The sequence below is a fragment of the Pontibacterium sinense genome (assembly GCF_015209595.1).
Lineage (GTDB): Bacteria > Pseudomonadota > Gammaproteobacteria > Pseudomonadales > Balneatricaceae > Pontibacterium > Pontibacterium sinense.
Genome location: NZ_JADEYS010000028.1, coordinates 1 through 24,308 on the forward strand (window position 1 = coordinate 1; position 24,308 = coordinate 24,308).

At 50.3% G+C, this 24,308-nt stretch carries 24 protein-coding genes and 1 tRNA gene; 18 read left to right on the forward strand and 7 right to left on the reverse strand.

Going from position 1 to position 24,308, the window contains the following annotated elements:
- Together IOQ59_RS19485 and nadA are read left to right on the forward strand one after the other, a co-directional pair.
- Positions 1-76, forward strand: a tRNA-Lys gene (locus IOQ59_RS19485).
- 184 nt (positions 77-260) lie between these two features.
- Positions 261-1,313 (forward strand): quinolinate synthase NadA, encoded by a 1,053-nt coding sequence (gene nadA / locus IOQ59_RS19490; protein WP_193955147.1) that lies wholly within the window; start codon positions 261-263, stop codon positions 1,311-1,313.
- Positions 1,314-1,397: 84 nt separating this feature from the next.
- Here the strand turns inward: nadA and IOQ59_RS19495 are convergent, their stop codons facing one another.
- The gene (locus IOQ59_RS19495; protein ID WP_193955148.1) at positions 1,398-2,702 is read right to left on the reverse strand and encodes a M48 family metalloprotease; all 1,305 of its coding nucleotides are present in this window, start codon (positions 2,700-2,702) and stop codon (positions 1,398-1,400) included.
- A 242-nt stretch (positions 2,703-2,944) separates the two neighbouring features.
- Here IOQ59_RS19495 and IOQ59_RS19500 point away from each other — a divergent pair, with 242 nt between their 5' ends.
- Positions 2,945-3,181 carry a sulfurtransferase TusA family protein gene (locus tag IOQ59_RS19500; protein WP_193955149.1) on the forward strand — a complete coding sequence of 79 codons (237 nt, stop codon included), beginning with the start codon at positions 2,945-2,947 and terminating at the stop codon, positions 3,179-3,181.
- A 28-nt stretch (positions 3,182-3,209) separates the two neighbouring features.
- Positions 3,210-4,286 carry an AI-2E family transporter gene (locus IOQ59_RS19505; RefSeq protein WP_193955150.1) on the forward strand — a complete coding sequence of 359 codons (1,077 nt, stop codon included), beginning with the start codon at positions 3,210-3,212 and terminating at the stop codon, positions 4,284-4,286.
- A gap of 37 nt (positions 4,287-4,323) precedes the next feature.
- On the opposite strand, the gene IOQ59_RS19510 is transcribed toward IOQ59_RS19505, so the two are convergent.
- On the reverse strand, positions 4,324-4,791 hold the full coding sequence (locus tag IOQ59_RS19510) for a peroxiredoxin (RefSeq protein ID WP_193955151.1): 468 nt from the start codon (positions 4,789-4,791) through the stop codon (positions 4,324-4,326).
- 180 nt (positions 4,792-4,971) lie between these two features.
- Between IOQ59_RS19510 and dapA the strand changes: the two genes are divergently transcribed.
- The 3 genes from dapA (at position 4,972) to IOQ59_RS19525 (ending at position 8,300) form a co-directional block, all read left to right on the forward strand.
- Positions 4,972-5,847 carry a 4-hydroxy-tetrahydrodipicolinate synthase gene (gene dapA, locus IOQ59_RS19515; protein ID WP_193955152.1) on the forward strand — a complete coding sequence of 292 codons (876 nt, stop codon included), beginning with the start codon at positions 4,972-4,974 and terminating at the stop codon, positions 5,845-5,847.
- A gap of 15 nt (positions 5,848-5,862) precedes the next feature.
- A complete protein-coding gene (locus tag IOQ59_RS19520) occupies positions 5,863-7,257 on the forward strand; it encodes an NlpB/DapX family lipoprotein (protein ID WP_193955153.1) in 1,395 nt (464 codons plus the stop codon).
- A 92-nt stretch (positions 7,258-7,349) separates the two neighbouring features.
- Positions 7,350-8,300 carry a 2-hydroxyacid dehydrogenase gene (locus tag IOQ59_RS19525; RefSeq protein WP_193955154.1) on the forward strand — a complete coding sequence of 317 codons (951 nt, stop codon included), beginning with the start codon at positions 7,350-7,352 and terminating at the stop codon, positions 8,298-8,300.
- Between the two features lie 23 nt (positions 8,301-8,323).
- On the opposite strand, the gene IOQ59_RS19530 is transcribed toward IOQ59_RS19525, so the two are convergent.
- Genes IOQ59_RS19530 through IOQ59_RS19540 form a run of 3 tightly spaced genes read right to left on the reverse strand, consistent with a single transcriptional unit; the run spans position 8,324 to position 11,109 of the window.
- Positions 8,324-8,944 (reverse strand): RluA family pseudouridine synthase, encoded by a 621-nt coding sequence (locus tag IOQ59_RS19530; RefSeq protein WP_193955155.1) that lies wholly within the window; start codon positions 8,942-8,944, stop codon positions 8,324-8,326.
- Positions 8,945-8,952: 8 nt separating this feature from the next.
- Entirely contained in the window at positions 8,953-10,308 is a 1,356-nt protein-coding gene (gene rlmD, locus IOQ59_RS19535) for a 23S rRNA (uracil(1939)-C(5))-methyltransferase RlmD (RefSeq protein ID WP_193955156.1), read from the reverse strand.
- Between the two features lie 36 nt (positions 10,309-10,344).
- Positions 10,345-11,109: an adenosylcobinamide-GDP ribazoletransferase gene (locus IOQ59_RS19540; protein ID WP_193955157.1), complete on the reverse strand. Its 765-nt coding sequence runs from the start codon at positions 11,107-11,109 to the stop codon at positions 10,345-10,347.
- 64 nt (positions 11,110-11,173) lie between these two features.
- Here IOQ59_RS19540 and IOQ59_RS19545 point away from each other — a divergent pair, with 64 nt between their 5' ends.
- Together IOQ59_RS19545 and mepK are read left to right on the forward strand one after the other, a co-directional pair.
- Positions 11,174-12,169: a glycosyl transferase family protein gene (locus tag IOQ59_RS19545; RefSeq protein ID WP_193955158.1), complete on the forward strand. Its 996-nt coding sequence runs from the start codon at positions 11,174-11,176 to the stop codon at positions 12,167-12,169.
- A 74-nt stretch (positions 12,170-12,243) separates the two neighbouring features.
- Positions 12,244-12,795, forward strand: coding sequence for a peptidoglycan L,D-endopeptidase MepK (gene mepK, locus IOQ59_RS19550; protein WP_193955159.1), 552 nt, complete (start codon positions 12,244-12,246; stop codon positions 12,793-12,795).
- A 101-nt stretch (positions 12,796-12,896) separates the two neighbouring features.
- Here mepK and IOQ59_RS19555 read toward each other — a convergent pair whose 3' ends face one another.
- On the reverse strand, positions 12,897-14,066 hold the full coding sequence (locus IOQ59_RS19555) for a cation:proton antiporter domain-containing protein (protein WP_193955160.1): 1,170 nt from the start codon (positions 14,064-14,066) through the stop codon (positions 12,897-12,899).
- A gap of 61 nt (positions 14,067-14,127) precedes the next feature.
- On the reverse strand, positions 14,128-15,453 hold the full coding sequence (locus IOQ59_RS19560; RefSeq protein WP_193955161.1) for an MATE family efflux transporter: 1,326 nt from the start codon (positions 15,451-15,453) through the stop codon (positions 14,128-14,130).
- Positions 15,454-15,604: 151 nt separating this feature from the next.
- On the opposite strand from IOQ59_RS19560, the gene nfuA reads away from it, so the two are divergent.
- The 9 genes from nfuA to IOQ59_RS19605 all read left to right on the forward strand — a co-directional run bounded on the left by nfuA (position 15,605) and on the right by IOQ59_RS19605 (position 24,303).
- On the forward strand, positions 15,605-16,198 hold the full coding sequence (nfuA, locus tag IOQ59_RS19565; RefSeq protein WP_193955162.1) for a Fe-S biogenesis protein NfuA: 594 nt from the start codon (positions 15,605-15,607) through the stop codon (positions 16,196-16,198).
- A gap of 218 nt (positions 16,199-16,416) precedes the next feature.
- Positions 16,417-18,846 carry an endopeptidase La gene (gene lon, locus IOQ59_RS19570; protein WP_193955163.1) on the forward strand — a complete coding sequence of 810 codons (2,430 nt, stop codon included), beginning with the start codon at positions 16,417-16,419 and terminating at the stop codon, positions 18,844-18,846.
- A 135-nt stretch (positions 18,847-18,981) separates the two neighbouring features.
- Complete coding sequence (locus IOQ59_RS19575) at positions 18,982-19,257, forward strand: HU family DNA-binding protein (RefSeq protein WP_193955164.1); 276 nt, start codon at positions 18,982-18,984, stop codon at positions 19,255-19,257.
- Between the two features lie 264 nt (positions 19,258-19,521).
- Positions 19,522-21,408, forward strand: coding sequence for a SurA N-terminal domain-containing protein (locus IOQ59_RS19580; RefSeq protein ID WP_193955165.1), 1,887 nt, complete (start codon positions 19,522-19,524; stop codon positions 21,406-21,408).
- A gap of 202 nt (positions 21,409-21,610) precedes the next feature.
- The gene (locus IOQ59_RS19585; RefSeq protein WP_193955166.1) at positions 21,611-21,796 is read left to right on the forward strand and encodes a tautomerase family protein; all 186 of its coding nucleotides are present in this window, start codon (positions 21,611-21,613) and stop codon (positions 21,794-21,796) included.
- Between the two features lie 119 nt (positions 21,797-21,915).
- Positions 21,916-22,743 carry a motility protein A gene (locus IOQ59_RS19590; RefSeq protein ID WP_193955167.1) on the forward strand — a complete coding sequence of 276 codons (828 nt, stop codon included), beginning with the start codon at positions 21,916-21,918 and terminating at the stop codon, positions 22,741-22,743.
- Positions 22,740-23,558, forward strand: a complete 819-nt coding sequence (locus tag IOQ59_RS21675) for a flagellar motor protein MotB (protein WP_193955168.1) — start codon at positions 22,740-22,742, stop codon at positions 23,556-23,558. The genes IOQ59_RS19590 and IOQ59_RS21675 overlap by 4 nt, the downstream gene beginning before the upstream one ends.
- Complete coding sequence (locus IOQ59_RS19600) at positions 23,551-23,913, forward strand: hypothetical protein (protein WP_193955169.1); 363 nt, start codon at positions 23,551-23,553, stop codon at positions 23,911-23,913. Before IOQ59_RS21675 ends, IOQ59_RS19600 begins: the two co-directional genes overlap by 8 nt.
- A 69-nt stretch (positions 23,914-23,982) precedes the next feature.
- On the forward strand, positions 23,983-24,303 hold the full coding sequence (locus tag IOQ59_RS19605) for a hypothetical protein (protein WP_193955199.1): 321 nt from the start codon (positions 23,983-23,985) through the stop codon (positions 24,301-24,303).
- Positions 24,304-24,308 lie beyond the last annotated feature (5 nt).

The following is a 24,308-nucleotide window of genomic DNA, read 5'->3' on the forward strand; positions in this document are numbered from 1 at the left end:
GGGTCGTTAGCTCAGTTGGTAGAGCAGTTGGCTTTTAACCAATTGGTCATAGGTTCGAATCCTATACGACCCACCATATTCAGAAAAAGGAGCGCTGCGGTGCTCCTTTTTCGTTTCTGTTTTAAACAAACTTTGTTGTCGTTTTTATCTCTATCCAGTCATTTTGCAGTGACCTGACTATGGTATAATCAGGCCAGCGGCCAGATGCCTTTGCGTCTGGAGTTTCAATACAGCCTATATAAAAAGAAACAGTTACTTACATGTTGAGCAAGCAGGAAATCTCCGACCGTATTCTGGTGCAAGAACACTTTGCGAAAGAACATCTTCCAACCGGTCATGATCGCAAAGAGATCGAAGAGTACAAAGAGCAGATTAAAAAACTGTTAAAAGAGAAGGATGCGTGTCTAGTCGCGCATTACTACACAGACGGCTTGATTCAGGAGTTGGCCGATGAAACAGGCGGATGTGTGTCTGATTCATTGGAGATGGCTCGTTTTGGTAGCGCTCATGAGGCAAGTACGCTGATTGTTGCGGGTGTCCGCTTCATGGGAGAAACAGCGAAAATCCTGAGCCCTGAGAAGCGCATCTTGATGCCGACGCTGGAAGCGACCTGCTCGTTGGATATCGGTTGTCCTATCGATGAATTCTCGGCCTTCTGTGACGCCCATCCTGATCATGAAGTGGTTGTGTATGCGAATACATCGGCGGCGGTGAAAGCGCGTGCTGACTGGGTCGTGACCTCTAGTATTGCGCTGCAGGTAGTTGAGCATCTGGCGGATGAAGGTAAGAAAATTATCTGGGCGCCAGACAAGCATCTGGGTGGTTATGTCCAGAAGCAGACCGGTATCGAAATGCTGATGTGGGATGGTGCCTGCATTGTGCATGAGGAGTTCAAAGCGAAGGGTATTCTGGAGCTGAAAAGCGTATATCCAGATGCTGCTGTTTTGGTGCACCCTGAATCCCCTGATTCTGTTGTTGAAATTGCCGATGCTGTTGGTTCAACTTCACAGTTGATTCAGGCGGCACGGGATTTGCCAAACCAGAAGTTTATTGTGGCCACCGATCGCGCGATTTTCTACAAGATGCAGCAAGCGGCTCCTGGTAAGGAGTTTATGGAAGCGCCAACGGGTGGTTCCGGGGCAACATGTCGCAGCTGTGCGCATTGTCCGTGGATGGCATTGAACGGATTGGATAATATCCTGCAATGTCTCCAGCAGGGGCAGGAAGAAGTGATTGTGGATGCTGCATTGATTGAAGACGCGCGCCGTCCTCTGCAGCGCATGCTAGATTTCTCCGCAGAATTGAATAAATAAACCGCTCTGGTAGCCGCTGTTGGCTATGGAAAATAAAAAGCCGCATTTAGATGCGGCTTTTTTTGTGGCAGAAAGTTATGAATGTCACATGACGCGTCGCATCTGTTGCCGCAGGTATTTTGCTTCCACTTCGAGGGTTTCCAAGCGGGCTCTTTCTTCGCTGCTCAGCTGAGGTGTGCGTAGTGCAAACTTCACCTGCCGGATGGCAAGGTCGATGTTGCCGGTTAGCATGAAGTACTCGATGCGGGCCATATGCACATCCAGTGTGTTTCCTGCGAGTCCCTGAACTTCCGCCAGGTTGTACCAAACGTTAACGTCAGTTGGACGTTGTGCGGCAAGTTGTTTGTAGACTGCAATTGCATGGCTGTTCTGGCCTTGGTGCAGCAATAGCTCCGCATATATTGCGTTGGTCGGATAGTTGTCAGGGAACAGTTTCAGAACGGATCTTAGCTGTTGTGACGCTTTATCATAGTGCTTTTGCGCGATGCTCAGCTCGGCCTTTGCCAATCGGACAGGAAGCTTTTGCAAGAAGGCTTTGCTCATTCCTGAGAATGCACGCTCAGCAACGTCGAACTTTTCTGCGTTTATTGCCGCCATCACTGTAGCGTAACGTAATGAATCGCTATCCTGACTTTTGCGTTGATCGGCCAGATTCGCTAAAAGCTGGTCGGCATTTTTGGAGTAATGGGCGATGATTCGAGACTGCACTAAATCATAATCGATAGCGTCTGCTCTTTTTTTCGGCGAAGGCAGATTCGCTGCCCGGTTAAGTGAGTCGGCTACGCGAGACTCTGTGACCGGATGGGTGAGCAGGAATTCTGGCGGTTTCTGGCCGTAGCGGGCATTGGCCTGGAGGCGAGAGAACATGTTGGGCATCGCTTTAGGGTCGAAGCCGGCTTCTGCCAGTGTCTGCATGCCGATATAGTCCGCCTCGCGTTCATTTTGGCGACTAAATGCCAGGCTCGAGGCTTGAGAGGCTGCAACCGTAGAGGATATGGCTGCTACCCCGCCTTGGCTATCTGCGGCGGCAACCAGCAGGCTGCCCAGCAATGCCGCAAGCATAAAGGGCCGGTTGCGTTTCTGATGGTCGACGTTCGCTGCATAGTGTCGTTGGCTTAAATGAGCCAGCTCGTGTGCGATAACGGAAGCGAGTTCATCTTCGCTTTGAGCGGCCTCCACCAAGCCGGTGTGGAGGCCAACAATACCACCGGGTACTGCAAATGCGTTCAGTGTCGGGTTGTCTAACACGACCAGTTCTAAGCGGCGATCAGTCAGTTGGCTGTGCTCAGTAACATCCCAAAGCAGGTCTTCCAGATACGCGACTACAATCGGATCTTCGTAGAGTTGAGCTGAACCACGTAGCATCCTCACCCAGGTTCGTCCCAGCATATATTCTTCTTGTGGTGTCGTAGAAAACCCACTTTCGCTGATTGAGGGCAGTCCAGAGTTGGCTGCGTATAGTGAATTAGTCTGAGATAACAGCATTAAAGATGTCATCAACGGGAGAAAAAAGCGATAAATATGCATGGGTTAGAATCCGTCTGAAAACGCGCTGCTAATACTGAATAAATTGTTATATAGTGCTGGGCCTGTGAATTCTACTCAACCCAGTACGCGGTAAAGATACGTTAATGACTAAACCTGTAATTGATGACACGCTGGACGCTTCAGGAATGAACTGTCCGTTGCCGCTTTTGAAAGCAAAACAGGCACTTAACCGATTAAATGTAGGGCAAGTGCTAAAGGTAATCGCGACTGATGCGGGTTCAATCCGTGACTTTAAAGCATACACTGATCAATCGGACCACGTGATGTTGGAATCGTTCACTGATCATGAGCCCTATGTTTATATTATCCGTCGCGGATAATTGTTTAATCTGAGAGTTGAGAGTAAAGATGCGTAAGATCTTCAGCAAGTGGATAGACCGCTATTTTTCCGACGAAGAGGCGGTTTTGCTATTTGTCCTGCTGGGGGGTGCTTTGCTGATCATCCTGACGCTGGGGCAGATGCTGACGCCGGTGTTTGCGGGGCTGATTTTAGCCTTTCTTATGCAGGGGGCCGTGAGCTGGCTGGAGTCGCGCAAGCTTTCCCACATATTGTCGGTATCGTTAGTTTTTATGCTGTTTGTCAGCGTCACGCTTGCATTGTTGTTGTTTGTCTTGCCGTTGGTTTGGCGTCAGGCGGGGAATCTCTTTAATGAATTGCCGCGTATCTTGTCTGAGGTTCAGCAGCTCGCATTGTTGTTGCCGAAGCAGTACCCAGACATGATTTCAGTCGCGCAGGTTAATGAGTTGATCAATTCTGCAGCTGCCGAGCTATCAAAAGTGGGGCAGTGGGTTGTAACTTTCTCTTTGAATTCTATTGGCAGTGTTGTTGCGCTGTTGATCTATTTTGTGCTCGTCCCCATTCTGGTGTTCTTCTTTTTGAAGGACGGCAAAGCGCTGTCATCCTGGTGGGCGTCTTTGCTGCCTGCGAAGCGAGAGATGATGACCAAAGTATGGGACGAGATGGACGATCAGATTGCCAATTATATTCGGGGCAAGGTGATAGAGATCTTAATCGTTGGTGTTGCAACCTATGTGGCATTTGCTGTGTTGGGCATCAACTATGCGGCATTGCTGGCTATCATGGTCGGATTGTCAGTCTTGATTCCCTATATTGGTGCGGCGTTAGTCACGTTGCCCGTTGCCTTGATTGCGTTCTTCCAATGGGGCTGGACCAATGAATTTATGGTCCTCATGGCGGCTTACGGCATTATTCAGGCGTTGGACGGCAATGTGCTGGTACCGTTGTTGTTCTCTGAGGCTGTTAACCTGCATCCAGTCTCTATTATTATTGCTGTCTTGTTGTTTGGTGGTTTATGGGGGTTCTGGGGGGTGTTTTTTGCGATCCCGCTAGCAACGTTGATTAAGGCAATACTCAGTGCTTGGCCAAAAGCACCTAAATTGTCGCAGGATGTGCCAGAGAGTTAATCTGCTGGCACGGAATGAGCCTGTAATTTGTGTTGGGTTACAGGCTTTTCACTGCTTCCAGTACTTCGTCAACATGGCCTTTTACTTTCACCGTACGCCATTCCTTACGCAGTACGCCTTCCTTATCGATCAGGAAAGTTGAGCGATCAATACCCATATATTCGCGTCCGTAGTTTTTCTTTAGCTTAATAACGTCAAAAAGATTGCAGAGTGTTTCATCTGGGTCGCTGATCAGTTCAAATGGAAAAGACTGCTTCGCTTTGAAGTTTTCATGGGCGCGCATACCATCGCGGGACACGCCAAAGATAACAGTATCAAGCTCGCTGAATTCTGCGTACAGGTCCCGAAAATTCTGGCCTTCAGTGGTGCAGCCGGGTGTGCTGTCTTTTGGATAAAAGTAGATAATTACATTTTTTTGGCGCAGTTCAGACAACGTAACAGTCTGTTCGCTGGTGGCGTTAGCGGTGAAATCTGGTACGGCTTGATCAAGTGCTACTGTGCTCATCTGCTTTCCCTATATTTTCAAATGGTTGGATGGCTACTCAAGAGTGTAGAAAATCGTATAGAATATCCAACCCTAATACGATGACAAGTGCGATCTGGATTTAAGTAGAGAGCAGATGTACTTGTTGTGGCGGCCGGTAACGGTCGTTACTATAACCTCTCTTACCTTATGGAGATAAAGATGATTACTGGCAGCATTGTTGCTCTTGTTACCCCGATGACATCCAATGGAGATATTGATTGGGACGCCCTGGATAAGGTCGTCGATCTCCATCTGGATAAGGGGACAGGCGCAATCGTCGCGGTGGGTACCACCGGCGAATCAGCAACGCTTGATTGTGACGAGCACTGCCAGGTAATTAAACGGGTGATTAAACGCGTTGCTGGCAAGATCCCTGTAATTGCAGGTACGGGTGCAAACTCGACCTCTGAGGCGATTGAGCTGACCCGTGAAGCGAAAGAAGCGGGTGCTGATGCCTGCCTGTTGGTGACGCCTTATTACAACAAGCCACCTCAGGAAGGTCTTTACCAGCATCACAAAGCGATTGCAGAAGCCGTTGATATCCCACAGATCCTGTATAACGTACCAGGCCGCACTGCGTGCGATATGTTGCCTGAGACGGTGTGCCGTTTGGCTGAGATCCCAAATATTGTGGGTATCAAAGAAGCGACCGGCGATCTGCAGCGTGCGAAAGAGCTGATTGACGCTGTCCCTGCCGATTTTGCAGTGTATTCCGGTGATGACGCGACTGCGCCGGAACTGATGTTACTGGGTGGTGTCGGAAATATCTCCGTGACCGCAAACGTGGCTCCGGGTGAGATGGCAGAACTGTGTCGTCTGGCGATGGCAGGTGATGCCGAGCAGACGCGTGATCTGCAGAACAAATTGATGCCACTACACAACAGCATGTTTGTTGAAGCTAACCCAATTCCTGTGAAGTGGGCGATGGCTGAAATGGGCCTGATGCAGCAGGGAATTCGACTGCCGCTGGTTGAGTTGAGCGATCAGTACCACGAAGAGGTACGCGGTGCGCTGCGTACTACCGGTATCATCTAAACGGCCATAACGATTATGAAAAAGGCAGTATCTCTGACGATTTTAGCCTGTGCCCTGCAAGCGGGGTGCAGTGTTGTGGAGAATAATCCGATCTATGGTGACAGCGGAATTATCCGTGACCGTAGCCAGGATTATGAAAAGGCCAGTGAAGGAAAAGCGTTGGAGGTGCCGCCTCATTTGCGTACCCGCGAAACCTCACAGGGCATGGCAATTCCTGATATCAGTCAGGTTGCTACGCAAAGAAATGGTGATTTCGAAATTCCGCGTCCGGAGTTTTTCTATACTGAGGCCTCCAGCGATAAGGTGAGCTTGTCGCGCGATGGTGCTGAAAAGCTGATTGTTGTTGAATCTCCAATCAACGAAGTGTGGCCGAAGCTGAAGGACTTTTGGGCGTATAACGGTATCGAGCTGGAAAAGGCCGATGCAAGAAACGCGCAAATGGAAACTGTCTGGATTGAGAATAACGATAGCCAGCTGAGTTTCGTGGATAGTTGGATTAAACGTCTGACTTTCCAAGACGTTGAAGGGCCTGCGAAAGATAAGCTGCGCTTGGAGTTGCGTCCTGATAAAGGCGATCTGACACGTACATCGATCAGCATGAAGCATGTACGTTTTGCTCAGAGTGACGAGATAGGGCAGATTGACTGGGAGCAGTCCGGACGCGATGTCGGTTACAAATCCGACATGATGTACGAGATGCTGCGATATCTGAGCAAGGCATCAGACAAAGAAGATGCGCCAACCCTGACCAAACTGGGGCAGGACACTGGCGGTCGTACTGAGCTGGGTCGCGATTCTCGTGGCAACCCCGTACTGAAAGTTGAAGATTCTACTGATAAAGCATGGGATTCGGTTGCAGCGGCGATGGCAACAGATCGTTTTGATCTGGGAACCGTCGACAAAGATGCGGGCATGTTCTATTTCTCGTATACCACCAGTATTCCGGTAGATGAAACTGAAAAGATGGGTTTCTTCGAATGGCTGCACTCGGATAAGGGGTCTATCTCCTTTAAGGCAACCGCACTGGGTGAGGCGTTAGGCGCAGGCCCGGATGAGAATGCTAAGAAGATCCGTTACACCTCTAAGACGCTGAGTGAAGACGATAGAGAACGTTTGAGCCAGATGAGCCAGGAAGAAATTGAGCAAGAAGCCCTGCAAAAAGAAGAGGGATTCAAGATCTGGTTCGCGGGTAAAGTCATCTACGTGTTTAATAATCAGGTCGACGGACCTGAAGGCACGTTCAACGAGCAAACCGAAGCGTACGATTTCGTCGGTCGCTATCAGCTTAAGTTGAATCGGGCTCGTAGCGGGGTTTATCTGACAGTGCTGACCGAGGACGGCTTATCCGCGCCGGCTCAGGTTGCTGAAGAAATATTGTGGGATGTGAAGGATAACCTGCCGAGAGGTTGATTTTCTTTACATATACCTGCAATTAATAAGGGGCCTTTTGGCCCCTTATTTGTCTCTGATAACGGGCGATATCAAAATAAGAAGGAACACCGATGAAAGCTGTAATTCTGGATTTAGAAAGTCTTGAGGATCTTGATCTGGGACCGATTCAGTCTGAAGTCAGTCAGCTGGATCTGCACATGGCCACCACTTTGGAGCAGGTTGAGGAGCGAATCGCCGGGTATGACATTGTTATTACCAACAAGGTGAAGATTGATCGTGCTGCGATGGATGCAACGCCCGACCTGAAACTGATCTGTGTGGTGGCGACCGGCACGAACAATATCGATCTGCTTGCTGCGGCTGAAAAATCGATCCCTGTGTGCAACTGTGTTGCTTACGGTGTTGATTCAGTTGCTCAGCATGTTCTGTCGATGATGTTGGCGTTACATACCAATATTATTCAGTATGATCGTGCGGTTAAAGCGGGAGACTGGGGTAAGGCAAGTCAGTTTTGCATGCTGGGTTTTCCTATACGAGAACTGTCTGGTCGTACACTGGGGATTGTGGGTTATGGCAACCTGGGTAGTGCGGTAGCGGAATTGGCTAAAGCATTTGGCATGAAGGTGGTGATTGCTCAGCGCCCGGGTGGGGAGCCTCAGGCCGGACGTATGCTGATGGATCAGTTTCTGGCAGAGGTTGATGTGCTGAGTTTGCATTGCCCGCTGACAGACGAAACCCTTAACCTGATTGATTCAGCGGCGTTGGCAAAGATGAAGCCGGGCAGTGTGTTAATCAATGCGGCGCGCGGCGGAGTGGTGAACGAGCAGGCATTGGCAGATGCATTGCGCTCTGGTCATCTGGCGGGAGCCGCAACGGATGTGTTGACGCAGGAGCCGCCTGTAAACGGTAATATTCTGCTGGCTGACGATATTCCAAATCTTATCATTACGCCTCACTCCGCGTGGGGAAGTCGTGAGGCGCGTCAGCGTATTATCGATCAGACCGTCGAAAATATTCAGGCATTCAAATCCGGGCAAAGCGTACGTGCCGTGAACGCATGATGTGATGGGTCCCGGTGTCGTCTTTAGAACGGCACCGGGGCGGTAAAGTCTTGCCAGTCTCCGCTGACCGGATGATTGAACCCGAGCTGTTCCGCATGAAGCAGCAAACGGTGGCTGAGGGCCTGTGCATCATCAGGCGCGTAAAAGCGGTCTCCGATGATTGGATGGCCTAAGAACTGCATATGAACACGCAGTTGATGGGAACGACCGGTAATCGGAGTGAGTTGCACCCGGCTGCCATTCGGCTCGTCCCTTAGTTTTTTCCAGCGCGTATGCGCGTTTTTCCCGTATTCGTAATCGACGATCTGCAGCGGGCGGTTATCCCAATCGCAGCGCAGGGGTTCGGTGACTTCACCCGTCTCCTCTTTGAGGGTCCCGTAAACGATCGCTTGATACGATTTTTGCGTGCGTCTCTCTTGAAACTCTGTGCTTAGACGTCGGTGGCTGTCGGCATTCAGGGCAAGCACCATCAGGCCGGAGGTTGCGTAGTCGAGTCGGTGTACGATACGCGCAGTGGGGAATGATTGCTGTACCCGTCGCCATACGCAGTCTTGTTTATCCTCTCCGCGTCCCGGTACGGACAGCAGGTCGGCGGGTTTGTTTACGATAACCAGTTGGTCATCGGAAAATATAATCTCAGGCATCGACGGTGTTACTTCTCTGGCTTCTCAAACAGGGCAAGGGATTCCACATGGGACGTTTGCGGGAACATATCCATCACGCAGAAACGGCTAAAGCGATAGCCCATCGCCACCAGTTCTGCAGCGTCACGCGCCAGTGCAGAAGGGTTGCACGATACGTACAGGATCTGATCGGCTTGATAGTGTTCCAGCTGTTTGATCGCTTCGAGCGCGCCTGTGCGGGGTGGATCCAGTACGATCTTGTTAAAACCTTGGTTGAACCAGCGATGGTGGCGCAGGTCGTTGCTCAGGTTGGCACGGTAAAAGGCGCAGTTCGCTAAGCCATTTGCTTCAGCATTGGCCGCCGCACGCTGTACCATCGTATCGCTACCCTCCACGCCAACCACTTCTCCGGCGTTAAGTGCCAGAGGAAGCGTGAAGTTTCCGATGCCCGAGAACAGGTCGAGAATACGATCGTCAGGTGTTGGCTGTAACCACTCCAGCGCACGGCTAATCATCTGCTCGTTAACACCGGCATTTACTTGCAGAAAATCACCCGGTTCAAAGCTGAGTTTTATATCTTGGTCTGGTAATCGGTAGTGTAGGTCTGCTGCATCCGTATAGGCTAGCGTGTTTTGACCATCATCCAGATACAGGCGGAGGTCCAGTTGATTTGCGGCCAGACTGATAGCGTCTAGCAGGGCGTCCGACGGGCGCTTCTTTATACGCAGCGTAAGAGCACCTTCTTGATCACCCATTGAGATCTCAGCGTGGGTAATATCACGCACCTGACCGGCTTGATCTAGTGCGTTTTGCAGCAGCTGAATCGTCTGGTTGAGCGTATCGTTTAACACCGGGCAGTGGTCTATACGGGTCAGCTTGTTGCTGGCGCGGCGACGAAATCCAACAACAACGGAGTTGTCACGCTGTAGCTGATTCACCCCAAGGCGGGCGCTGCGGCGATATTTAGAGGCGGGTGAATGTAGTGGCGATTCGGTGGCTTCCGGTTGTATTTTGCCCAAACGCTCGAGCTGATCCAGTACGATCCGCTGTTTCTCTTCGATTTGACGCGCGTGTGTCAGGTGTTGCAGGTCACAGCCACCGCATACGCCGTAGTGCTCGCAAATCGGTTCTGCGCGGTCTTCTGACGCCTGAATCACGTTGATGCATTGCGCCTCATCGAAGCGGCGGTGTGTCTTAGTGATACGCGCTTCAACTTCTTCACCGGGCAGGGCCCCGGCAACAAACAGCGTTTTGCCATTGTGGCGGGCGATACCACGCCCTTCGTGGCTGAGCCCCTCAATGGATAGCTGAATTGGAGCGCCATCGAGGGTAACGGGTTTCTTTTTGTTGGCGGAGTGACGCCGAGGTGCAGATCGTTTTCGCATGATTGCTTCACATTACGCAGAGATGCGCGGATTCTATCAGGCTGCCAATATAAAAGGCAGGCAGAAATAGAGATAAACGGTCAGCTCACAAAGCTGTTGAGTGGCGCCAAGGCAATCGCCGGTATAGCCGCCAATCCAGCGGCGAAAGAAATAAGATAACCAGTTACGCATCAGCCAGACAGGGATAATGACTAACCAGATTTTAGGGCCGAGAGGAATCAGACACAGCAATACCGGTATCGCGGCAATCATCAGCTCGCGTCGAGACATTCTGTTTGCGAGTGGCTTGGCTTTGCTTTGTTGATCCTCGCGCACGTAATCGTCGGAATAGATAAGTGTGATTGCGGCAAAGCGGCTGAGGGTATGTGCCAACAACAGCGCTGGAATCAGCTGCTCGATCAGGCTGAGTGTTTGAAACTTCATAAATAATGCAAACACTAAGCCTAAAGCGCCGTAGGTTCCCAGTCGCGAGTCTTTCATGATGGTCAGAATCTGGGTTTTCTTCCAGCCCCCGCCAAATCCATCGCAGACATCAGCCAGCCCGTCTTCATGGAACCCGCCCGTCAGCCAGACCGTTGCAACCATTGATAGAGTGATGGCGATTGCAGGGGGAAATAACATACAGGCAACTAAATATACCAACGCAGCTGTGGCGCCCACGATCAATCCGATCCAAGGGAAGTAACGGCTGGCGTGGTTGAGGTTTGAATCGGAGAACTCAACCCATGACGGAGCGGGTATGCGTGTAAAAAATGTCAGGGCGTTAAAAAACAGATGGACTTCTGGATGCCTGAGATTCATTCGAGCTACCGCTTAGGTGTATAGTGAAGGCCGATAACTTTAGAGCAATCCTCAAGGCAGGTCTATGAAGCAGGAACATCCTTTCGCGCAGTATGTACGTATCCTTGGTAAGGGAAAAACAGGCACTCGCTCGCTGACCCGTGAAGAAGCGGAAGCGGCGATGGGGATGATTCTGGATGGTCAGGCCGAGCCAGAACAGCTGGGCGCTTTTTTGATGCTGTTGCGTGTAAAGGAGGAATCACCTGAAGAGCTGGCGGGTTTCGCCGATGCAACGCGGCAGCGTTATGCTGCTCCGGCTGAGTTGCAGGTAGATTTGGACTGGTCGAGTTATGCAGGTAAGAAACGACGTCATCCCTGGTTTTTGCTAGCAGCTTTGTGTTTGGCGAGTCATGGCTATTGTATCTTTATGCATGGTGCGCGTGGGCATACGCCTGAGCGAATCTACACCGAGGATATGTTGTCACAGTTCGGGTTGAGCGCTTGTGATAGCTGGTTGCGTGTTGATGCAGAGTTGGCGCGTGCAAATTTTGCGTTTATGTCGATTGATCATATGTGTCCGCCTTTAGGGCGAATTATCCAGCTTCGGTCTGTTCTGGGTTTGCGATCTCCAGTGCATACGTTGGCGCGGATGCTGAATCCATTGCATGCCAAGTGCAGTGTTGATGGTGTTTTTCATCCGCCGTATGGCCCAATGCATCAGCAAACGGCACAGCTTTTGGGATTCGAACGAAACTTGACCGTGAAAGGCGATGGCGGTGAGGCAGAAGCGAAGCCGGACGGTGAAAGTATTTTGCAATGGGTGGTTGAGGGTGAGCTGGAAGAGAGCGAATGGCCGCGCATCGTGCCACGTCGTTTTGTTAAGGAGGGTGAGCTCGATCCCACAATGCTTGGGCAGGTCTGGCGCGGGGAGGCTGAGCATGAGTATGGTTTGTTGGCGATCAAATCGACAATCGCTATGTTGTTGAAGTTATTGGGTGAGGTCGGCGATCAGCAGGTATTGTTGGCGCGGGCAGAGAAAATGTGGGATTCACGAACGATCAATCAGTTTTCTGTCGGCTAAAAAATGTACAAACCGGATCGAGATATGCATAATGACGATCCGGTTGTTAATTGTCTGCTTTTTAGTCGAGTTATATGAATCTTATTAGTCGTCGGGGCTTTCTGAAAAGCCTCAGTGGAACGGCGCTGGGTTTGGCCAGCGCATCTGCATTGGGTGCTCGGGCGCCGCTTTTGGCCTCTCCTGAGCGTAAGTTAAGCTTCTATAATCTGCACACGGGTGAAAGCCTGGATGCGACTTATTGGGCTGAAGGCCACTACATTCCGGACGTAATGGCTGAAGTGAATCATCTGTTACGAGATCACCGCAGCGATACCAGCATCGCTATGGATCCGCGATTGTTTGATATGTTGCACCTGCTCCAGCAAGATCTTGGTATCCAGAAGCAGTTCCATGTCATATCAGGATACCGTTCTCCCGAAACCAACGCCAAACTGCGTAAGCAAAGCTCAAGTGTCGCAAAGCGCAGCTATCATATGCTGGGTAAGGCGATCGATATTCGTCTGCCGGGCGTGCCCTTGAAGCAGCTGGGTAGTCAGGCGCGCTCATTGCAAGTGGGTGGCGTGGGGTATTACCAGCGCAGTAACTTTATTCACGTAGATGTTGGCCCGGTTCGCGCCTGGGGCTAATCTTTGATAAAAAACGGGGCCGTTCTGGCCCCGTTTTTTTGTGCATTTCAGTCACCTGTTTCTAGGTGCTATCTATCTGCATTGCTTCCGTCTTATCGAATCTAATCACGGCGTAACTTGTCAGACACCGCGATCGGTGATGGGAAGTTAAATATCACCACGTAACTTGAAAGCAGGAACGTCAATATTGCCGTTGCTTGGATGACATGTGAGGCTTCCTGTCCAATCAACGCAGCGCTTGTTGCGATGTAAGCGATCAGCAGCGAAAACTCGCTAATCTGTCCGAGTCGAAAACCTACCTCCCAGGCCAGGCTCTTAGATTCGCTGATTTTGCTGAGCATAAAGCGGAATACGACCGGTTTCAGTGCAATCACCAGCACTGCGAGAATCACTGACGGCACTATGATCTCGTCGAGTAGCGATAGGTTGAAGCTGGCGCCAATCGAAAAGAAGAACAGAATCAGGAAGAAATCACGCAGCGGTTTCAGGCTCGTCGCAATATATTGTGCGATAGGGCTGGTGGCGATGGATACGCCCGCAACGAATGCACCGATCTCAGCCGACAGGCCGGACATCTGAGCAACCTCTGCCAGACCCAGACACCAGCCGATTGCCAATAGAAAGATATACTCATGAAAGCGATCAAAGCGCTGGATGAGCTTCAGCAAGACATATTTAACAAAGACAAATGCACCGGCAATCAGGGCAGGTAGCGCGGCGAGTGTTTTCAGATAGGTCCCCATACCGTTGTCGCCGGAGTCGCCGCTGTAAAGGAATAGCAGGACCATAATTGCGATAACGTCTTGCAGTAGCAAAAGGCCAACGACCAGCTCCCCGGTATGACGGTGATGCAACACGGTTGTCGGGAGCAGTTTGATACCGATAATCGTGCTGGAGAACATCAGCGCTGCGCCGATGATCGCCGCTTCAGTTTGCGTATAGCCAAATGCGACGCCGATACCATATCCTGTGGCGAAGAAAATAATCGAACTGCCGATGGCCACCAGTGTGGCTTTCTTCAGCATATGGATTAAGTGACTGGGCTGCATATCAAGCCCAAGCAGGAATAGCAGGAAAATAATGCCGATATGGGATATCTCCGACAGCATTTGAGTGTCGCTGACGTATCCCATGCCATAAGGACCTAGAACTGCCCCCAGCACAATATAGGCCACCAATAAGGGTTGGCGTGTGTAGAGAGCGGCGGAGGCTAGAATCGCTGCGCCTGTAAAAATAAGAAAGAACGAAAAGACGAGGTTGTGCTCTTCCATTTATTCCAGAGTCCTTAATAAAGCTGATCACGTTCAAGTCTAACAGATGCTGGGAGCGCCTTTATACAGCAATCTCCGCCCATTGCCGTTTTGACCACACATAGGAAAAAATAGCGGACGATAGGGCACGATGTATCAGTTGTACCAACCAGATGCCTAACAAGCCAAATCCCCAGTATGGGCCGATTAACCATGCCAGAGGCAGGTAAAACATCCATTGCCCTACTGTGCTGATGTAAAGTACTGAGCGGTTCGCTCCGGCGCCTAGCAGTGCTTGTGTTAAGACGATGGCCGCTGTGTCCAGGCAGATGGCGATTGCTGTAATTTGCAGCGGTAGCTCAGCCTGAAGCAGTAATGTGTCAGAGTGGATGAACAGTCCGAGTATGGCATCCGGGAACATCCATAGAGGCAGGCTCAGTAAAATGATTACCCCTAGCGCAGTTTTTATCGTATCCCAGCCCCATTGGCAGGCCTCTTCGGCGTTATTTTCGCCAAGTGAATGGCTGACCAGCGAGGTTGATGCAATACCGAAACCGACGCCGGGCAGGATCAGAAATAGCGCCAGATTAATCAATACATGGGCAATCGCCTGATCTTCTGTGCCCAGTTGGCCGATGATCCAGAACAGGGTGCAGATGCCGGCTGCAAAGAAAAACTGTTGCAGAGAGTGCGGTATGGATAGTGAAAGCAATTTGCCTATCGATGCAGGTCCCCGTCGATATTTCAGGAAACCATAGGGACGTGCGCTGCGCCACATAAGTACGCCATTCAGCAGGCAACCAAGGGTGAGGGCGATCGCTGTACCCAGTCCCGCTCCTGCTGCGCCCATCTCAGGTAATCCCAGTTTGCCGAAAATCAGGCCATAGCTAATGGCAACATTTAAAACGTGCATGACCAGCAAGGAGATAAGGTAAGTGCCGGGTTGTTTAATGCCGTTCCACCATCCGCGGAAAGATAGGTTGATGCCCACGGCCAGCATCGCCATCGTTCGGTAGTCAAAATATGACTGGCCGATGTCCTGAACCTCAGGGTCATCACTGATCAGCGCGATGATATCTGCGGAATGGCTGATGTAGATAAGACTGAGCGGTAGCGCAAAAAGTACAGATACAATCAGGCCCCAGTTGACCGGGCGGGCCATCTCTGCGAGTCGTCCCTGGCCACGTCGGCGTGCCACCATTGCCTGGACACCGGAAGAAAGCCCAAGAATAAGGCTCACGGCTACAAAGTTTGCGTAGCTACCGACACCTACGCCAGCCAGTGCCGCTTCTCCCAGACTGCCGACCATGGCGGCATCAACAAGGTTCAGAATGCTTTGTGACAGCATGCCGCCAATAATGGGCAGGCCAAGCATTAGAATGGTCTTGTAGCGTTGAGTTGCGGTCATTTTTGGAGGGTAGCCGGGTAAAAACCGCCAGTGTATCAGAAATCATCGTTGGTAGATTCTGGTTAATAGCTGACCAATTTACTCAGAATTAGAATCGGTGTATGCTTCAGCCACATAAGAGTACGCAAAAAGTTAAGTAACAGGATTAAGTATGAGCATCACGGTCACCGAAAGCGCTGAAAATTATCTGGCGGAACTGTTAGCTAAGCAGGAAGTTGAAGGTATTGCAGTACGGATGTTTGTAACCCAGCCGGGTACACCGTATGCAGAATCCTGTCTGGCCTATTGCCGCCCGGATGAGATCGTCGAAGATGACGAAATCATGGAGCTGAGCAAGTTTCGCGTTTATATCGAAAATAATAGTGTCGCCTATCTGGAAGATGGTCTGGTTGATTTTGCAGAAGACCGCATGGGAGGCCAGCTAACGATCAAAGCACCTAACTCAAAAGTGCCGATGGTTTCAGCTGACAGTCCAATGAATGAGCAAATCAATTACATTCTTTATGCTGATATCAATCCGGGTCTTGCTTCCCACGGTGGTGAAGTAAAGCTGGTTGAGTTGGTCGAAGAAGAGCAAGGTACAATCGCGATACTGCAATTTGGTGGTGGTTGCCAGGGTTGCAGTGCTGTCGATATGACATTGAAAGATGGTGTTGAAAAAACACTGGTTGAGCGTGTCGCCGGGTTGATAGGTGTACGCGATGTGACCGACCACTCGGTCACAGACAACGCATACTACAAATAATACAGAACTGGGGCGTAACAGCCCCTTTTTTGATTATGTCTTCTGCCTAATGTTGCTATATATTGAAAGCAGCTCCATTCATCTAAGAACCTGATTTTTTTATATCTATTGGTTGTAATTGCCGGATGGCACCCCCATCTAGCCAGTAACAGGTTTTTAAGTTCGTGTTTATAGCATCTGCCTCAGCAGGTGCCAGTTTCTGAGAGGGTAAGCTCATCATGGCGCAAACAGATGATAACAATGCACAGGTAACCACAGAGCTTCCGGTTCTTCCGTTGCGCGATGTGGTGGTTTACCCGCATATGGTAATACCGCTTTTTGTAGGTCGCGAAAAATCGATTCAGGCTCTGGAAGTTGCAATGAGCCAGGAAAAAGAGATTCTGTTGGTTGCGCAGAAGAACGCATCTGACGATGACCCGGCTGCGGATGAGCTGTTTGATGTAGGTACCGTGGCCAGCGTGCTGCAGATGCTCAAACTTCCTGATGGCACCGTGAAAGTGCTGGTGGAAGGCGATTACCGTGCGACGATCAAGTCGTTGAACGACGACCAAGAATATTTCATGGCAGAGACCGAGTCTCTGGCGATTGAAGATGTAACTGAAGCTGAAGCGGAACTGTATAAGCGTACGATGCTGGAACAGTTCGAACGTTTTGTGCAGGTGAACAAAAAGATTCCATCTGAAGTACTGGCGTCACTGCAGAATATCGACGATGCGGGCCGCTTGGCAGATACTATTGCGGCACACATGTCGCTGAAGCTGGAAGAAAAACAGAAAATTCTAGAGATGCTCAGCAATCGAGAGCGTCTTGAGCATCTGATGGCACTGATGGAAGGTGAAATCGACCTGGTTGAGGTCGAGAAGCGTATCCGTGGTCGTGTTAAGAAACAGATGGAAAAGAGCCAGCGCGAGTACTACCTGAATGAGCAGATGAAGGCTATTCAGAAAGAACTGGGCGATATGGACGAGACCGGTTCCAATGACATGGAGCAGCTCAAACAGCGTATCGAAGAAGCGGGCATGCCGCAGGAAGCGCTGGATAAAACCATGAGCGAATACAACAAGCTGAAGATGATGTCTCCGATGTCAGCTGAGGCAACCGTTGTCCGTGGTTATATCGATTGGATGCTGCTGATTCCATGGACTAAGCGCTCTAAAGTACGTCATGACATGAAGCGTGCGGAAAAGATCCTGAACGAAGACCACTACGGTCTGGAAGAGGTGAAAGACCGCATTCTGGAGTACTTGGCTGTTCAGCGCCGAGTGAAGAAGCTTAAAGGTCCGATTTTGTGTCTGGTTGGGCCTCCGGGTGTGGGTAAAACCTCACTGGGTCGTTCAATTGCACGTGCAACCAACCGTAAGTATGTACGTATGGCTTTGGGTGGTGTGCGTGATGAAGCGGAAATCCGTGGTCACCGTCGTACTTACATCGGCTCTATGCCTGGTAAGCTTGTGCAGAAGATGTCTAAAGTGGGTGTGAAAAACCCGCTGTTCCTGCTCGATGAGATCGACAAGATGGGTATGGATCATCGCGGTGATCCTGCGTCTGCACTGCTGGAAGTACTTGATCCGGAACAGAACAACACATTCAACGATCACTATCTGGAAGTCGATTATGATCTGTCTGATGTGATGTTTGTGTGTACCTCGAACTCTATGAATATTCCGGGTCCGTTGCTGGATCGAATGGAATTAATTCGTATTCCAGGCTACACCGAAGACGAAAAGCTGAATATTGCACGTAAATATCTGATTCCTAAGCAGCTTAAGAATAACGGTCTGAAGGAAAAAGAGGTTACAATCGAAGATTCTGCGGTTGAGGGACTGATTCGTTACTACACGCGTGAAGCGGGTGTGCGTGGCCTCGAACGTGAAATTGCTAAATTGTGTCGTAAAGTCGTTAAGAAGTTAGCTCTGGCAGACAAAGATGAGCTGCCAGTTGTTATTGGTCAGGATCAGCTCGAAGACTATTCCGGTGTTAAGAAGCACAAATTCGGAATGGCCGAAGAGGAAGATCTGGTAGGCCATGTAACAGGTCTTGCGTGGACACAGGTTGGTGGCGATATTCTGAGTATCGAAGGCGCGGTTGTACCGGGTAAAGGCCGACAAGTCACAACGGGTAGCCTGGGCGACGTGATGAAAGAGTCGATTCAGGCAGCCCTGACCGTTGTGCGTAATCGTGCTGATACGCTGGGTATTAAGCCGGACTTCCATGAGAAGAACGATATTCATATCCATGTGCCAGAAGGTGCGACACCTAAAGATGGTCCAAGTGCGGGTATTGGCATGTGCACGGCGCTGGTATCTGTACTCACAAATATTCCGGTACGCTCTGATGTGGCGATGACGGGTGAAATTACGTTGCGTGGACAAGTTCTGCCGATTGGCGGACTGAAGGAAAAACTGTTGGCGGCACACCGTGGTGGTATCAAGACCGTGGTTATTCCTGAAGAAAATGAACGTGATTTGAAAGAAATTCCGGCCAATATCAAAGCAGATCTTGATATTAAGCCGGTTAGATGGATCGACGAGGTTCTGGAGATTGCGCTTAAGTATCAGCCGGAACCTTTGCAGGGTGAAGCAGAAGAAGATGTTTCTGGCAAGAAGAAATCAGCAAAAAATGAGCATGGGCAAATAAAGGCACATTAGGTAAATCAAGGGGTAGAAAGGCGTTGAAGCTTGTTGACACCCCTTTCTGCCTGTTGGTATAAAATGCCAAGACCATCTTGCTGGACTGGATTTTTTAGATATAACAACTAGATCTTTTCGATAAAGGGGAACAATGTGAATAAGTCTGAACTGATCGACGCGATTGCGGCTTCTGCTGACATCTCTAAAGCTGCTGCGGGTCGTGCTCTGGACGCTACTCTGGAAGCTGTAACTGGTGCTCTGCAGGAAGGAGATTCTGTTGCGCTGGTAGGTTTTGGTACTTTTGCTGTGAAAGAGCGTGCTGCGCGTACGGGTCGTAACCCTCAGACCGGTAAGCCAATCGAGATTGCTGCAGCTACACTGCCTACCTTCAAACCAGGTAAGGCTCTGAAAGACGCAGTAAACAAGTAAAACCCGGTAGCGTCGGGGTTTTACTATAGGTTCGGACCAGAAAAGGCACATTGCTATTCTGACCGCTCCGCCAATGTTCTCGTGGAAGGGGGCATCAAGGAATGCAGAGGTACTACAAATTGTGTATTACACCCTGCGTTCCTTTAAACCGGTTGGTATCATTGCGACATTTGCCGGTTTCAAAATTGTAGAAAAGGCGCATTCCTGTTTTAGGGGTGCGCCTTTTTTGTTTGTTACATGATTTGCCAGGATTCTTAAAGCACCATGCTGCAATCGATTCGGAATAACTCTCAAGGCATTATCGCAAAGGTGATTGTTGGCCTGATCGCTGTTACTTTTGCTCTGTTCGGTGTTGAGTCACTTGTTAGCCTGACAAGTGGCAGCAATGCGCCAGCGACAGTCAACGGAGAAGAGGTCAGTGAGCGACAGTTGCTGCAGGGCGTAGAGCTACAGCGTCGCCAGCTACTTAATCAAATGGGAGAGAACGCCGATCCAACTCTGTTGGACGATAACGTTATCAGCAAAATGGTGCTGGACGGTTTGATCGAACAGGCGGTGCTGACTCAGGCTGCAGGTGCTCAGGACATGGTGTTTAGTGATCGTATGATCGACCAGATGCTGGTCAGCACACCAAGCTTTCAGGTAGACGGAAAATTTGACCGTGTACAGTTTGAGTCCGTGCTGCGTAACGCCGGCCTGTCTCCGCTGATGTATCGCGATCTGGTGCGCAAAGAGAAAGTGGTTGAGCAGCTGCGTACCGGTTACCTGTTGTCTTCGTTCTCTCTGGAATCTGATCTGACACGTGTTATAGAGCTAGATCAGCAGACTCGAGATCTGAGCTACTTCGAGCTGGATGCAGATAAAGTACAGGCAGGTATCCAGATTGATGAGCAGGATGCTAAGCAGTACTTTGATGATAACCGCGCGTCATACAAGACTGAAGAGCAGGTGGTTGTAGAATACCTGTTGCTGGATAAAGTCAAAATGCTGGACGAAGTGAAGGTCGATGACGACGAGATTCAGCAGAAATATCAGGCGTTGGTTGATAACTTCGAAGGACAGGAGGAGCGTCAGGCGTCTCATATCCTGATCGAAATCTCCGATAGCCGCGATGCCGGTGATGCAGAAACAAAAGCGCAAGATATCGCCCAGCGGATCGCAGCAGGTGAAGACTTCGCCGAGCTGGCAAAAGCAGAATCCGACGATCCGGGTTCAGCTGAAAATGGCGGTGATCTGGGCTTCAACGGCAAAGGGCTGTTTGTACCGGAATTCGATGAAGCATTGTTTGCCCTGGAGAAAGGACAGGTTTCAGAGCCTGTGCTCACTGATTTCGGTTATCACATTATCAAGCTGATCGATGTGAAAGCGACTGAGGCGCCTAGCTTCGAGCAGGCTCAGAACGATATTAAATTTGATCTGATGCGTGAAAAGGTGGAGGCAATCTATGTTGATCGCATGGAGCGTCTGGCTGATCTGAGTTTCTCTTCAGGTGATCTGGTTGAGCCGGCGGAAGCGCTGGAGCTGGAAATCGTCACCAGCGAACCGTTTACGCGTCTGGGTGGTGAAGATGATATTACCAGTAACAACCGCGTTGTTGCTGCTGTGTTTGGAGATGAGCTGCTGAAAGAAGGCGTGAACAGTACACCGCTGGAGCTGGATTCTTCTCGGGCAGTTGTTGTGCGTGTTAAAGAACATCTGAAACCACGCGAGCAGGCTTACGACGAGGTATCAGAGCAAGTGAATGCAGAATTGCTGAAGGTGCGTGTATCTGACGCGTTGGATGCGAAAGTAGCTGATATTCTGGTCGCGTTGAACGGTGGGCAGACTCTAGCCTCTCAGGCTGACGACAGTGAAGTTAAATCCCTGCCGGGCGTGAATCGTGCTCAGCGTGATCTGCCAGCAGAAGTGTTGCAGGAAGCGTTTAAAGTGCCTCATCCAGCTGAAGGCGGCGCTTCGTACGCATCTGTTGTGTTGGGTGACGGCGGTCGTGCGGTACTGGCCGTAACTGGCGTGCAGCAGGGTGCTGCGGGCGAGATGGGCGAAGAGGAGCGTACAACGATGCGCGCTGTACTTGGTTCGCGTAATGGTCAGTACGACTATCAAGACCTGCTGACTGAACTGAACGCTAAAGCTGAGGTTGAGCGTCTCTAATTCGCCAACCTGAACACGCTTGAATAGAAACCGGTTCGTGCTGAAAAGTGCGAACCGGTTTTTTTATGCGTGAGCGATGCCTTGGTAGTGGTTCGAAAGTAGTACTCATTCCCGCCTGACTGATAACGGATAAATGGCAGAAAGCAGCCATGCTTAATATACGTACCTTGTTAGCTGATATGCGTCAGTGGGAGATGATTCCATGCCTGTTGCCAAAATAGACCTTCTGGAAAGCTGCTCAGCGGAAGAGAAAGAACGATTGGGTCAGGAACTGATTGATACCATCTGTCGAACCATTACGGTTCCCAGAGACAGAGTAAAGGTCATCATCCATGATCAGGTAATCAGCCAGCGTGACGGAGGAGGGATGACGTTTATTCAGGGTTAACGCAGCCCTAAATGTCTGAGAAGATCGGCCGATAAAACAGATTCAAACTGCATGGTTGAGCAGGATGCGAAACCGTCTGCTAGTATGTCTCAGACCCTATTACGGAATGCGTGTAACTTATGGATTTTGCATCACTTATCGGTATTGTTTCCGGTCTTGCGCTGATTGTCTCTGCAATTATATTGGGTGGTAGCGCAGATGTTTTTGTAAACGTACCAGGTCTCATGATTGTGGCCGGTGGTACGATTGCCGCAACGTTTCTCACCGTTTCTTTCAAAGACGTACTCAAAGCCTTTAGAGCCGCGTATATCGTTTTCTCTAGCGATAAAACAAACGCCCAGAAGATGATTCAGACGATGTTGGAGCTGAGCCGTATCAGCCACCGTCACGGTTTGGTGAAATTGGGTGACGTTAAAACCAGTTCCAACGTTTTGAAGCGAGCCTGTAATCTGCTGGCGGAGGCTGCATCTGAGCAAGTCATCAGGAATACGCTACAGAACGAAATTGATTCCCTGATCATGCGGCATCATACGGTTCAGGATATCTTCAAAAAGATGGCTGCGTATGCACCAGCATTCGGCATGCTGGGCACGCTGATTGGTCTGATCCAGATGCTGAGCGAGCTGGATAACCCGGAGACCATCGGTCCATCCATGGCTGTTGCACTTCTAACAACCTTCTATGGCTCTTTGCTTTCCACCATGGTGTTTCTGCCGATTGCCGGAAAGCTGCGCGCCCGTACCTTAGCTGAAGTGGCCAACCTGGAAATTATTCGCGAAGGCTGTATAGGCATCCTCACGAACGACCACTACATGCATGTCTATGAGCAGCTGGCTTCCTATTTGCCTGAAGCGGAGCGTAAACCCGTGCGTATCGGAGGGAATAAATCTGCGTCGGGTGGCAAAGCGGCTCCGGCGGGGGCTGAGGCAAAAGGCAAGGCGAAGTGAAAACTAAGCATCAGTTCCCGGATGAGGGCAGCGAATCAGGCTGGTTGATGACGTATGCGGACTTGATGACACTGCTGTTGGTGTTTTTTGTGCTGCTGTTTTCCATCTCAAGTGTTGAGAAGGACAAGTTTGAACTGGTAGTGAATGCCTTACAGGTTGAGTTTCAAGGAGATCTCTCTGCAAACAGTCTTGTCGATCTTTCGGTGATAGCGCCTGTCACCACCGATATCCCTCAGCCACTGAAAATCGATGTGACAGAAACCTCCATTAAAACGTCTGATGCGGCTGATGGGGATCAAGGAGGGGATAAATCTTCCCCTAACCTGACCACTGCACCAGTAGCGGAAACGGACCTTCAGGATTGGGAGCTCATGGTGCGTGATCTCCAAGAGGCCGTAGATAACCAAAAATTGGCGGAACATGCGACGGTCAGCATGCCCAAGGATGGTGTGGTCAAAATTGTTGTGGATGGATCTGTGTTCTTCGAAGTTGGATCAGCACGCCTGAACAAGCGTATTAACCCATTTGTAAATGTATTGTTGGACACCATGTATCAACATGGACGCTATAGGATGAACATTCAGGGGCATACGGATGATACGCCGATAGATACTGATCAGTTCCCGTCTAACTGGGAGCTGTCAGCTGTGCGTGCCACGACTGTTTTACGCTACCTGGTGCGTGGAGGCGTTCAACCAGAGCGTCTGTCGGCAACAGGATACGGCGATTCCGTTCCATTGGCACCTAACAGCAGTTACGTGAACCGCGCGCGAAATAGACGCATAGAGTTTGTACTAGAGAAGAGCGATGATTGAATTTCAGTATGAATATGAGAGCGGGCGTCGGGCCTATCGCCACGATGTTGTAGACAGTGACGGGTTTCGTTTAACGGTTGCCGGTCATGTCTGTGAGGCGGTTAATCTCTCGGAAAATGGCGTCGCTTATCGTGCGGTGGGGCCTATGGGTGAAGACCTGAAACCCGCTGAGCTGGAGTTCAGTCTGGACGGTGTACCCATTAGCGTGTGTTGCAATCTACAGTGTGTTCGCGTAGACGCAGGTATTCATTGTTGCACGTTCACTGCGATGTCTGAGCGTCAGCATCTGATGTTGTCGCGTTTCATCATGCAGTGTCAGAAAGCCTATATCCGTCGTGAGCGCGGTGTGCGTTAGCGGCGTTAGTCTCCATTCTTAAGTCTTATGCCCATTCGCATTTCTGGCCCATTGATGCATAATGGCTGGATGAAACGTCGCCAATCAAAATCAGAACTGCGTGCCGAACTTGAGAAACAGGTTCAGTCTTATATCGACAAAGGTGGAGAGATCCAGCAGGTTGATATGGGCGAGAGCGGGCTGGAAGATGGGAAGTATGATCCCCGTCGTTTTGGCTTTGAAGCGGGTGCTCAGGCCCGTACACCGCTAAACGGTTTGTTGGCGACGATTGATTCTCGCCGTAAAAGTAAGCCCGAGCCTGCACTGAAAAAGACTAACAAACGCCTGCGCAAGAAAGTGATCTATGATGACTTTGGCGAGCCACTGCGTTGGGTATGGGTTGAAGAATAGCCAAC